This window comes from Corynebacterium sp. KPL2825, assembly GCF_037908445.1.
Lineage (GTDB): Bacteria > Actinomycetota > Actinomycetes > Mycobacteriales > Mycobacteriaceae > Corynebacterium > Corynebacterium kefirresidentii.
Window position 1 is genome coordinate 150,943 of sequence record NZ_JBBMGI010000007.1, and the last position, 11,153, is coordinate 162,095.

Annotated in this window: 10 protein-coding genes and 1 pseudogene; 5 read left to right on the forward strand and 6 right to left on the reverse strand. The window is 58.2% G+C overall.

Annotated features, from left to right (window positions below; all coding sequences use genetic code 11):
• Nucleotides 1-82: 82 nt before the first annotated feature.
• From WMQ00_RS07375 to WMQ00_RS07385, 3 genes and pseudogenes are all read left to right on the forward strand, one after another.
• Nucleotides 83-1,600 carry an amino acid permease gene (locus tag WMQ00_RS07375; protein ID WP_023021628.1) on the forward strand — a complete coding sequence of 506 codons (1,518 nt, stop codon included), beginning with the start codon at nt 83-85 and terminating at the stop codon, nt 1,598-1,600.
• A 12-nt stretch (nt 1,601-1,612) separates the two neighbouring features.
• Complete coding sequence (locus WMQ00_RS07380) at nt 1,613-2,650, forward strand: ornithine cyclodeaminase (protein WP_005323253.1); 1,038 nt, start codon at nt 1,613-1,615, stop codon at nt 2,648-2,650.
• Between the two features lie 71 nt (nt 2,651-2,721).
• A pseudogene (locus WMQ00_RS07385) lies at nt 2,722-2,881 on the forward strand (Trm112 family protein).
• 137 nt (nt 2,882-3,018) lie between these two features.
• Here WMQ00_RS07385 and WMQ00_RS07390 read toward each other — a convergent pair.
• From WMQ00_RS07390 to thiC, 6 genes are read right to left on the reverse strand one after another with little or no spacing between them, the layout of a single operon-like run.
• Nucleotides 3,019-4,188 (reverse strand): ThiF family adenylyltransferase, encoded by a 1,170-nt coding sequence (locus WMQ00_RS07390; protein WP_023021626.1) that lies wholly within the window; start codon nt 4,186-4,188, stop codon nt 3,019-3,021.
• The gene (locus tag WMQ00_RS07395) at nt 4,188-4,976 is read right to left on the reverse strand and encodes a thiazole synthase (protein WP_023021625.1); all 789 of its coding nucleotides are present in this window, start codon (nt 4,974-4,976) and stop codon (nt 4,188-4,190) included. Before WMQ00_RS07395 ends, WMQ00_RS07390 begins: the two co-directional genes overlap by 1 nt.
• A gap of 10 nt (nt 4,977-4,986) precedes the next feature.
• Entirely contained in the window at nt 4,987-5,190 is a 204-nt protein-coding gene (gene thiS, locus WMQ00_RS07400) for a sulfur carrier protein ThiS (protein WP_023021624.1), read from the reverse strand.
• Between the two features lie 24 nt (nt 5,191-5,214).
• The gene (gene thiO / locus WMQ00_RS07405) at nt 5,215-6,423 is read right to left on the reverse strand and encodes a glycine oxidase ThiO (protein WP_023027758.1); all 1,209 of its coding nucleotides are present in this window, start codon (nt 6,421-6,423) and stop codon (nt 5,215-5,217) included.
• A complete protein-coding gene (locus WMQ00_RS07410) occupies nt 6,416-7,081 on the reverse strand; it encodes a thiamine phosphate synthase (protein WP_034656487.1) in 666 nt (221 codons plus the stop codon). The genes thiO and WMQ00_RS07410 overlap by 8 nt, the downstream gene beginning before the upstream one ends.
• Nucleotides 7,082-7,109: 28 nt before the next feature.
• Complete coding sequence (gene thiC / locus WMQ00_RS07415) at nt 7,110-9,041, reverse strand: phosphomethylpyrimidine synthase ThiC (protein ID WP_023021621.1); 1,932 nt, start codon at nt 9,039-9,041, stop codon at nt 7,110-7,112.
• A 264-nt stretch (nt 9,042-9,305) separates the two neighbouring features.
• Between thiC and WMQ00_RS07420 the strand changes: the two genes are divergently transcribed.
• Both WMQ00_RS07420 and tyrS read left to right on the forward strand, forming a co-directional pair.
• Nucleotides 9,306-9,479, forward strand: a complete 174-nt coding sequence (locus tag WMQ00_RS07420; RefSeq protein ID WP_034656461.1) for a Trm112 family protein — start codon at nt 9,306-9,308, stop codon at nt 9,477-9,479.
• Nucleotides 9,480-9,543: 64 nt separating this feature from the next.
• Nucleotides 9,544-10,830, forward strand: coding sequence for a tyrosine--tRNA ligase (gene tyrS / locus WMQ00_RS07425; RefSeq protein WP_023021619.1), 1,287 nt, complete (start codon nt 9,544-9,546; stop codon nt 10,828-10,830).
• Nucleotides 10,831-11,153: the final 323 nt, after the last annotated feature.

An 11,153-nucleotide genomic window follows, 5' to 3' on the forward strand; every position in this document is an offset into this window, starting at 1 on the left:
GTAACAGTATGGTGCGGTACTATCCTTGCAGAGAATGTGACCTAACAGACGCATTCCTGTCAATGAAAGGACGATCTCTCCCATGACAGTAAATTCGCCGCCGCCCACAGCGGGGCCGCACGAGAACGAGAAGGCGGTCTACGCTTCGGAAGACCACGGCCTGCAAAAGGGGATGGGCAATCGCCAGCTCCAGATGATCGCCATCGGTTCTGCCATTGGTACCGGTCTTCTTTTGGGTACCGGTAGCCGCTTGCAAGACGCCGGACCGTTCCTAGCGGTGCTGTACCTTATTTGTGGCTTCTTTGGCTATATCATCCTGCGTTCTCTTGGCGAGCTCATTGTCTATCGCCCCAGCTCCGGTTCCTTCGTCTCCTATGCCCGTGAGTTCTACGGTGAGAAGACCGCTTTTGTCACAGGCTGGTTGTACTGGGGAAACTGGGCGATGACCTTGGTGGCGGACGGCACAGCCGTAGCTATCTACATCAAGTGGTTTAGCCAGTACACGTCGTGGCTCGACGCCGTTCCGCAGTGGGCACTGGCCCTCGTTGTTATCTGCGGCATCCTTGTATTCAACATGCTCTCGGTGAAGATCTTCGGCGAGCTGGAGTACTGGTTCTCCCTCATCAAAATTGTCGCGTTGATCATCTTCATGTTGGTGGCCATCGGTGTCCTTATTCTTGGCCACCCGAGCGGCGATCCCACCGGCTTTAGCCTCATTTCTGATAACGGTGGCTGGCTGCCCAATGGCCTCATGCCTGCCGTCATCGTTGTCCAAGGTGTCGTCTTTGCCTACGCCGGCATCGAGCTTGTTGGAACCACCTCCGGTGAGACTAAAAATGTAGAAAAGCATATCCCGCGCGCAGTCAACAATGTGCTGCTCCGCATCTTGATTTTCTACTTCGGCTCCGTGCTATTGCTGACCTTGGTGTTGCCATACACTAACTATGTCGCAGATGTTTCGCCGTTCGTGACCTTCTTTGAGTCCCTGGGCGTTGGCGCGGCGGCTCCGATTTTCCAGCTTGTCGTTATCACCGCTGCGATTTCCTCGCTCAACGCTGGCCTGTATTCCACCGGCCGCATTATGTACAACATGTCCACCTCCGGCTCCGGCCCGAAGTTTGGCGCTCGCATGTCCAAGTCTGGTGTTCCCTACGGCGGCATCGTCATGGCGGCCATGGTGGGCTTGGTAGGCGTCTTCCTCAACTATGTGGTGCCGGAGATGGCGTTTGAAATCGTGCTCAACCTGGCAGCCTTGGGTACATTGGCGTCCTGGGCGGCAGTTGCGCTCTCGCACCTCAAGTTTGTGCGCCTAGCCAAGAGCGGAAGCTATACCCGACCGGGATACCGCTCGCCGTTTGGCGAAGGCGGAGACTGGGCAGTGCTCATCTTCATTGGCCTAGTCATTATCTTGATGGCCTTTGATTATCCAATCGGCACTTTTGCACTTGCATCGACCCTGCTCCTCGTTCCGATCTTTATGGCAATGTGGTACGCATGGCGCGACCGTATTCGTACAATCGCGGAAGAGAGGAAGGCCAAGCATCTGCCAACCTCCAGCTTCCCGGCCGCACCGCAAACAGACCTTCACCCAAAGAAATAGAAAGGAACTTTTATGAACCACGCAGTTAAGTTCGTAGACGTAGAAAATATGGCGCGCTGGATTCAGCGCGAGGGCGTTGAAAACATCATTACCGGAATGGTGGACTACCTCGAGGCTGACTACCGCGAGTGGGAGCGCTTTGACAAGATTCCGCGCGTTGCCTCCCACACCCCATTCGGTGTCATCGAGCTCATGCCGACCTCTAACGGTAAGGAGTACTCCTTCAAGTACGTCAACGGCCACCCGTCCAATCCGGCCCGTGGTTTCCAGACCGTTACCGCCTTTGGCGTGCTTGCCGACGTCGACAATGGCTACCCCACCTTCGAAGCCGAGATGACGCTGCTTACCGCACTGCGTACTGCCGCAACCTCCGCCATGGTGGCAAAGCACCTAGCACGCAAGGACTCCAAGCGCATGGCCATGGTCGGTGCCGGATCCCAGTCTGAATTCCAGGCCTTGGGCTTCCGTGGCGTGATGGGCATCGAGGACATCACTATTTATGACATTGACCCTGAGGCGGTAGAGAAGTTCAAGCGCAATCTGGAGCCACTGGGCTTTAATATCACTGCCTGCTCTAGCGTCGACGAGGCAGTTCTTGGCGCAGACATTATTACCACCTGCACTGCAGACAAGGCACAAAACCAGATTCTGGCCGAGCGCCACGTCGCCCCAGGTGTCCACCTCAACGCTGTTGGCGGTGACTGCCCAGGTAAGACCGAGCTGGAAAGCTCCATTCTGGACAAGTCCAAGGTCTTCGTGGAGTTCCCGGAGCAGACTCGCATCGAGGGCGAAATTCAGCAGAAGCCCGAAGACTTCCCGGTTGTCGAGTTCTACCAGGTGCTCACCGGCCAGGCCACCGGCCGCGATGACGATGAGCAGATCACCCTCTTCGATGATGTCGGATTCGCAATCAACGACTTCTCCGCGCTGCGTTACCTGCGTGATTCCGTCAAGGGAACCGACTTGGAGTCTGAGATCGACATCATTGCCAACCCGGACGATCCTAAGGATCTGTTCTCCTTGGTTGCTAACGTTCCGTCCTTGCTTTAAAGCAAAGGTGGGGTAGAGGGATTTTACTTCTCCCTCTACCCGCTGGGATTAGATGTAAGAGTCTTGACCCAATGTTGCTCGAGGTACTTGTCCGTCCGCAGGACAAGGGCCTGTTGATATATCCGGAAGATAAGCAAGTCCTTGTCAATGAGCGTTCCTAGCATTGCCTATCCCATTGAAGATGACGTTCCAGTAATTCTGGTAGGCCACGCGATGAAATGGCCCTCATGAATCTGGATTCTATGTAAAGTCTGGATACTCTGTGCTAAGCAGGTGACTCCCCAGCACCTTTTTATGAATCCAACGCGAAGTTCAAGGTGGACCTACCGGAAAACCCGAATCACCTTGTCATCGACATCATTGACTAGCTAGTGCTTAGGTATTCCGTGGAACGCTGCGGGCTGGCTTGTTATGCCGCCTGCGACGTTTAGCATATTAATACCACGCTGTTTTGCATCCGCGGCGAAGGTCGAGATGAAGTTGGCCGATCGCTTGCCGGAAGCACAGTATACCCACGCTTTGCGCTGCCCTTCGGCCTGCAGGGAATCGAGCAGGCAGCGCGCCACCTCTGGATCGTCCTGCCACACGGAGGTTGGTAAATGGTAATGCTCTGTGCCGGCAGCAAAAAAGAAATCATCTATGGCAGCCTCCCCGGCCTCGCGCACGTCGATGGCCGCGGCACCGTCGCGCAGATCTTCGAACATCTCGGGGGCAGTGGCAGCGGCAGCATCGGCATCCGGCACGGCACAAGCTGCGCTACCGTAGTCTTGCTGCAGCTGTGTGGTTAGCTCGCGTGCCGGGTCGTGGGGCACGCGGAAGTGAGTGATGGAGGCGGTCAGGGCATCGTAGATGCTCAACAAGCCCACCCGGTCGTGGTTCATGCCGGTTGCGAACTGGATTAGCTCGGTGGACATCAAGCCCGCGACCACGCTGGTGGTTACGCCCAGCACACCGGCGGTGGCGCAATCCGGCACGGAATCTGGGTCGGGTTGCAGGGGATAGAGGTCGCGCATTCCCACGCCGGACTCGGCGCCGGGCCCAGACCACCACACTGCGCAGTCGCCCCGGTAGCGAAGCACCGAGCCCCACACCAGCGGGGTGCCTGTGATCTCCGCAGCATCCGCTGCTAGGAACTTGGTGGCAAACGTGTCAGAACCATCCACTAGGATGTCCACCCCACGAAGGTAGCCCACGGCATTGTCGACGGTAAAACGGTCGCGAATCGCATGTACTACGATGCCGGTTTGCAGCTGCCGGAGCTTTTCGGCGGCGACGTCCACCTTGGGCCTTCCCACATCGTGGGTGCCGAACAGGATCTGGCGGTGGATGTTAGTGAGATCCACCGTGTCGTCATCGATCACAGAGATTTCGCCAACACCGGCGGCAGCTAGCTGCTGCATCAGGGGGCAGCCCAATCCGCCAGCGCCGATGACGAACACGTGGGTGCCGTGCAGCGCCTCTTGCTGGGGGATGCCGAAGCCAGGCAATAGGGTTTGGCGGGCTACTCTGTACAACTCTTCGCGGGGCAGTGGGCTCATTACAGGACTTTGTCTTCCCAGCTAGCCAACCCCTCGAATGATGACGAGGCCACGGCGTGCTGCCGTTTCGGAATGCGGCCAGCTTGCCGGGCCAACCGGCCACCTTCCACGGCGTATTTCATTGCAGTGGCCATCGCCATGGGGTCCTGGCAGCGGTTAATAGCACTCGCTAAAAGCACGCCATCGCAGCCCAGCTCCATGGCCAGTGCAGCATCGGAGGCCGTGCCCACACCGGCATCCAGCAGCACGGGAACATGGGTGCGCGAACAGATCAGCTCGATGTTGTGCGGGTTCAGGATGCCTAGGCCCGTGCCGATGGGCGAGCCTAAAGGCATCACCGCTTCCACGCCCACGTCTTCTAGACGCTTGGCGACGATCGGATCGTCGCTGGTATATGCCAGCACCACAAATCCTTCAGCAACCAGCATCTCGCAGGCATCCACGAGCTCTACCACGTCGGGCAGAAGCGTATGGTCATCCGCGATAACTTCCACCTTCACCCAATTGGTGCCCAGCGCCTCGCGGGCTAGCTTGGCGGTTGTTACTGCGTCCCGAGCGGTGCGGCACCCAGCAGTGTTGGGCAGCACGTCAATGCCCAATCGCTGCAAGAGCTCGAAGATGGATTCCCCACCGGTGCTAGCGCTCGTGGCACTGTGCCTACGCATGGCAACGGTGGTCAGCTGTGTACCGCTGGCAACTAAGGATTGTTCCAACATAGCCTGGCTACTTGCCCCGCCGGTTCCCATCACTAGGTGCGAATCGAATTGTTTATCTGCGATAGAAAGCATGAGTAAAGCCCTAACCGCCCTGCACGGCGATCAGGATATCCATTTCATCGCCGTCGGTAACTTTATAAGACCAGTCGCTGGCCGGAATCACGTCGCCATTGACGGCCACGGCGACGCCTTTCGGCGAGGCATCGCCGGTCTCTGCTTTTACGACGGCAGCCACGGTGATATGCCCCTCGCTGCTGCGGCGCTTTCCATTAAGCGTGTATTCCATGGTGCTTATTCCTTTCTTTTGTGGCTATCGGGGTGGGCTGTATCGGGCGTGGCGTAGTGGATCGCAGGCAGAGATGTCTATCTCCAACCCGTTGGCGGGGTAGGTGCCCAACCCCAACTGGGCACCTACCTTAGCCCCAAAGGCGGACAACAGGATTCCGTGGCGGAAGTAGCCGGTGGAGATCACCAGCCCGTCGCGCACCTTGCCAAGGTAGGGCAGATCATCTGGTGTGCCGGGCCGGGCGCCGACGATGGCTTCGATGAACTCGCAATCCTCTAGCCCAGGAACCACGCGGATGGCGTCTCGAAGAAGCGTGTGCACACCGTCTACAGAAGGACCTTTGCGGTTGTCTTCGCGGCTGGTTGCACCGACGGCTATGGTGCCATCGGTACGGGGGATGACATAAACCGGCCGGTCCTCCACGAATGCGCGCACCACTCGGGTAAGCGGTTCGCCACTGGTGTGCACCAGCGCGTCTGGGACCCGCAGCCGCAGCATGTCACCGTACACCGGCCGTAGCGCTAGGGGATTGACACCCTCGAACCAGCCGTCTACGTCTTTGGCACCTAGCCCGTTGCAGAGATAGACCGTGTCGCCGGTGGCCACTCGGCCATCGGTGAGCTGTACATCGTGCCCGTTGATGCGCGTTGCGGCCGTCGCCACGAAGCGAACTCCGGCTTGCTGCAGGTAGTCCAACAGGCACGCGCTGAACATGCGCGGGTTGATCTGATGGTCGCCCGGGATTTCCACTGCCGCCGCCAACTGGGGGCTTAGCCCCTGCTCTAGCCTTCGGGCTTGCCGTAGTGTCAGCGCCTGGGCATCCATACCGTGTCTTTGCTGCAGCGCCAGCAACTCGCGGATATGGACGCCATCGGCGCGGTCGGCACCCACCACCAGGGTGGATTCACTGCGGTGCCCGGTCGGTGCGGTAGTTTTCTTACCCAACCTGGCCAGCAGGTGGGGGAACATCTCGCCCGAAGCCACCATCAGCGGGTACAGCGGCTCTTGCCGGTATTGCACCTCCGCAACCGGCGCCAGCATGCCACCGGCCACGAACGTGGCACCGCTAATGGGCTGGGGATCGACCACGACAATTTCTTGTGGGGATACGCCCGCTTCCACCAATTCGAATGCCGTGGCCAGCCCGATGATTCCCGCGCCAATGATGGCGTGCTCCGCGCGTAGCTTCTGACTATCGGGGTGGTTGCCCGGGCTGAGAACAGTGTTATTCATGTGAACCGATTGCTGCATTCCCGTTCACCCGATCGAAAGCTTGCACAACCGTGGTCGCCAAGGTAGTCGGATCATCGGAGTCCATGAAGGCGCGCACAATCGCCACACCAGACACACCGGTTTGGGCCAGTGCTGCGGCATCGGTGGCCTGTACATCACCGATTGCCACGACCGGAACGGCCGAGGCCGCCACGAGTGGGGGATAGCCTTCCAACCCCAGCGGAGTGCGGCCGGAGATTTTCGTCGGGGTGGGGCGGAACGGACCGGCACCGATGTAGTCGATCACATCTGCGTACTCGTTAGCGTCCTGCACTAGCTCTAGGGTTCCGGTGGTCAGCCCGATGATCGCATCCTCGCCAAGAATCTGCCGCGCCAGGTGCGGGTTCAAGTCGTCTTGGCCGATGTGTACGCCGTGGATGTGGTGATCATCCATTAGGGCGGCCGCTACATCCACTCGGTCATCGATAAGCACCTTCGTTGCCGGATTGGCTTCCTCGACTGCCGCGGCAACGTCGATAGCTAGGGCGGTCAGATCGCGCACGCTGATGGGCTTGCTGCGCACTTGAATCACGCCCGCACCACCGGCGGCCGCTGCCGCGGCAACCTGGACGACCTTTTCCTGCGGTGCTCCCGTAACGTGGTAGCACCGCAGATCCAGGTGGCTACCCTGCGCAGCAGGGCGAGGCTTAGCGCTCACTGGGGATCGCTGCTTCCTTCTCCAGATCCTCGGCCACTTCCTTGGCCTCATTGCGGTCTAGATACAGCTTGGATCCCGCACGGCGGAACTCCTCGGCCATTTCTTCTTCGCCTTCGGTATTAGTGACGCGTTCTCCGTCTACACTCTGGCGCCCGAAGCCTGGCAAGCCGAGGTCCTTGACTAGCGTTTGCTTCTGGTCGGTGGCCAGAGCCTCATCGATCTTGTCACCGAATGCGTCGCGGATGTCCTGGCTGATCCGCATGGAGCAGAACTTAGGTCCACACATCGAGCAGAAGTGAGCGGTCTTTGCCGGCTCCGCGGGCAGAGTTTCGTCGTGGTAGGACTGGGCAGTATCCGGGTCTAGGGACAGGGCAAATTGATCGTGCCAGCGGAACTCGAAGCGCGCCTTGCTCATCGCATCGTCCCACTCGTGGGCGCCAGGGTGGCCCTTGGCGACGTCGGCGGCGTGGGCGGAGACCTTGTAGGTAATTACACCGGTCTTCACGTCGTCCTTGTTCGGCAGGCCAAGGTGCTCCTTCGGGGTGACGTAGCACAGCATTGCGGTACCTCCCATGGCGATATTGGCCGCACCGATGGCGGAGGTAATGTGGTCGTAGCCAGGCGCAATATCGGTGACCAGCGGCCCCAGGGTATAAAACGGTGCGCCGCCGCACCATTCCTGCTCTTTTTCATTGTTAACCTGCACCATGTTAAGCGGCACGTGGCCTGGGCCTTCGACCATGACCTGAACGTCGTACTCCCAGGCGCGGTGGGTTAGCTCGCCGATGGTCTTCAGCTCAGCGAATTGGGCTGCGTCGTTGGCATCGGCGATGGAGCCTGGGCGCAGGCCGTCGCCCAGAGAGAACGCAACGTCGTACTTGGCGAAGATCTCGCACAGCTCGTCGAAGTTCTCGTACAGGAAGGACTCCTTGTGATGAGCCAAGCACCAGCCGGCCATGATGGAACCGCCGCGGGAAACGATGCCGGTTACGCGCTTGGTGGTCAGCGGCACGAAGGGTAGGCGTACGCCGGCGTGGATCGTCATGTAGTCCACACCTTGTTCGCATTGTTCGATCACGGTATCGCGGAAGATTTCCCAGGTCAGGTCCTCGGCCACGCCGTCGACTTTCTCGAGTGCCTGGTAAATCGGCACGGTACCGATCGGTACCGGGGAGTTGCGCATGATCCACTCGCGAGTGGTGTGAATGTCGTTACCGGTGGATAGGTCCATTACGGTGTCTGCACCCCAGCGGGTGGCCCAGCGCAGCTTGTCTACCTCTTCGCGGATGGACGAGCTCACCGCGGAGTTACCGATATTGGCGTTGATCTTCGTATTGAAGGCATTGCCGATGATCATCGGCTCAGATTCCGGGTGGTTGATGTTGTTCGGGATGATCGCCTTGCCGGAGGCAACCTGCTCGCGCACCTTTTCTACGTCGCAGTGTTCGCGCAGTGCGACGTATTCCATCTCCGGGGTGATAATACCCTGGCGGGCGTAGTGCATCTGGGTTACGCGCTTGCCCTCCTTGGCCCGCAGCGTCTGGCGGCTAGCGCCTTTCCATTCGTCACTGGCCTCGCCACGTTTGAGGGCGCGGTTACCGTCATCCAACAGGTTGCGGCGCCTGCCCTCGTAGGCTTCTACATCACCGCGGGCTTCGATCCACTCACTGCGCAAAGCCTCCAGGCCCTCGGTCGGTTCGGCCCAGGGGCCGCGAGTGCGGTAGAGCTTCTGCGGTGGATTCGGGCCCGTTGGGGAATCGTCCAGCTGAACTTCGGTTTCCGGCACCTGTAGGGTGAAGGTCTTGCCGAAGGATTCCACCTGCTTTTCGATGGGGGCGAAGCTGTGCTTCGGGTGGATTTCCGCACCATAGTCGTCATTCGGGATGGTAGTGCGGGTGTGCTGTGTAGACGGATCCGTCATAAAAGTCTCTCCTCATTCTTCCTTCGCTGGTTCTAACCAGGCAGGTTCTAGCGGTACTCGCGCGGGGATTACAGCGCGATCTCAGCTCGATACCTCGAGCGCCCGTGTTCGGTTGCACTTCCTACTGTAACGCACAGCACCCGCGTGTTAAGTCCTAGGGCGGACGGTTGATTGGACAGCCTCAATGAGCAAAGTAGAAAAGCGGTAAACAACTACAGAGAGTCACTCGGTGGGATGGCTGGGGCACGGGTTAGACTTAACAGCATGATTGATCAGAAGCTCCTAGAGATCCTCGCGTGCCCGATCGACAAGCAACCGCTGGAGGATCACGGCGACTATTTGGTTAACCCTCGGCTGAACAAGGCCTATCCGGTGCAGGACGGCATTCCGGTCCTGCTGGTGGACGAGGCTAAGGACTGGCCCATTGGGTCCAAGTAACTAAAGCCACACGCTCTGGAAAAGCAGACACTTAGATAATTAGGGAACAGGGGAGCACCTACGTATGACTAACAACACGAACATTGTTGACGAACTGGAATGGCGCGGGCTCATTAACCAGTCCACGGATTTGGAGGCTTTGAAAGAGGCCACAGAGAACCCGATCAGCTTGTACTGCGGTTTCGATCCGACGGGAAGCTCGCTGCACGCTGGGCACCTAGTACCACTGATTATGCTGAAACGCTTTCAGCAATTCGGCCACCGTCCAATCGCGCTGGCCGGCGGTGCGACGGGAATGATTGGTGACCCACGTGATGTTGGGGAGCGTTCTATGCTCACGGAAGAGCAGATCGCAGAGAATATGCAGATGATCAAGACACAACTTGAATCTTTCGTGGACTTCACCGATGAGAGTGACGTTTCAAGCCCAGCGGTGATGGTGAACAACGCGGACTGGATTAGCCAGATCAACGTCATCGAGTACCTGCGCGATATCGGTAAGAATTTCTCGCTGAATACCATGCTGGACCGCGATACGGTTAAGCGCCGCTTGGAGTCCGATGGCATTTCCTACACCGAGTTTTCCTACATGCTGCTGCAGGCTAACGACTTTGTGCACCTGCACAATGAGTACGACTGTGTCCTGCAGATTGGCGGTGGCGACCAGTGGGGCAACATCGTTTCCGGTGTGGATCTGAACCGGCGCGTGAATGGTGCGAAAGTCCACGGCCTGACGGTACCGCTGGTGACGGACGCCGAGGGTAATAAGTTCGGCAAATCCACCGGCGGCGGCAAGCTATGGTTGGATCCGCAGCTGACCAGCCCATACTCCTGGTACCAGTACTTTATTAATGCTGGAGACGCGGTGGTTATCGATTACCTGCGTTGGTTTACATTCTTGACTCAGGAGGAGATCGCGGATCTGGAGCGCAAGGTAGAGGAGGAACCCTACAAGCGTGAGGCGCAGCGAGTGTTGGCGCGAGAAATGACCACACTGGTCCACGGCGCACAAGCCACCGAAGCAGTGGAGCTGGCCTCTCAAGCTTTGTTCGGTAAGGCGGAGTTACAGGATTTGGACGAGGCCACCCTGTCTTCTGCATTGCAGGAGACCGAGGTAGCGGAAGTCAGCTCGGATGCCACGATCCTGGATCTATTGGTAGGTGCGGGATTGGAGAAATCGAAGGGTGCCGCGCGCCGCACTGTGGGTGAAGGCGGTGCATACGTGAATAACCAGCGCATCGAGGACATCGAATGGTCTCCGTCTTCCCAAGACCTCCTGCATGGCTCGTGGCTGGTATTGCGCAAGGGCAAGAAGCGCTTCGCTGGGGCACGGGTTGTGAATCCTTCCTAATGCCGTCACGCTTCGTGTCAATAAGGTAGCTACATGATCCCTTGGTAACGGTTATTGGCCATTTACCAGGGGATTTGTGTGTTTCTAGGTGTGGGGTGTAGCTTTATCGAAGTCGCTGAGAGGTAGCCGGGAGGTTACTTGATGGTGACATTTTGTGCGGACTTTGTTTGATGATTTGATTTTGTTCTTTGAGTTGAGTAAGTTTGTACGGGCTGCCGATGAGAGGTTAACGGGAAGTTAATTTTCTGTTGGTTGGTGGTGATGTTTGAGAACTCAATAGTGTGCCAATGTACTTTTTATTTTTTGTGTGCATGGTTGTGTGT

Coding starts and splice junctions, on each gene's coding strand:
- thiC (WP_023021621.1), bottom strand. CDS start 9,041: ATGACGGATCCGTCTACACAGCACACCCGCACTACCATCCCGAATGAC.
- WMQ00_RS07380 (WP_005323253.1), top strand. CDS start 1,613: ATGAACCACGCAGTTAAGTTCGTAGACGTAGAAAATATGGCGCGCTGG.
- WMQ00_RS07395 (WP_023021625.1), bottom strand. CDS start 4,976: ATGCTTTCTATCGCAGATAAACAATTCGATTCGCACCTAGTGATGGGA.
- WMQ00_RS07390 (WP_023021626.1), bottom strand. CDS start 4,188: ATGAGCCCACTGCCCCGCGAAGAGTTGTACAGAGTAGCCCGCCAAACC.
- tyrS (WP_023021619.1), top strand. CDS start 9,544: ATGACTAACAACACGAACATTGTTGACGAACTGGAATGGCGCGGGCTC.
- thiS (WP_023021624.1), bottom strand. CDS start 5,190: ATGGAATACACGCTTAATGGAAAGCGCCGCAGCAGCGAGGGGCATATC.
- WMQ00_RS07420 (WP_034656461.1), top strand. CDS start 9,306: ATGATTGATCAGAAGCTCCTAGAGATCCTCGCGTGCCCGATCGACAAG.
- thiO (WP_023027758.1), bottom strand. CDS start 6,423: ATGAATAACACTGTTCTCAGCCCGGGCAACCACCCCGATAGTCAGAAG.
- WMQ00_RS07375 (WP_023021628.1), top strand. CDS start 83: ATGACAGTAAATTCGCCGCCGCCCACAGCGGGGCCGCACGAGAACGAG.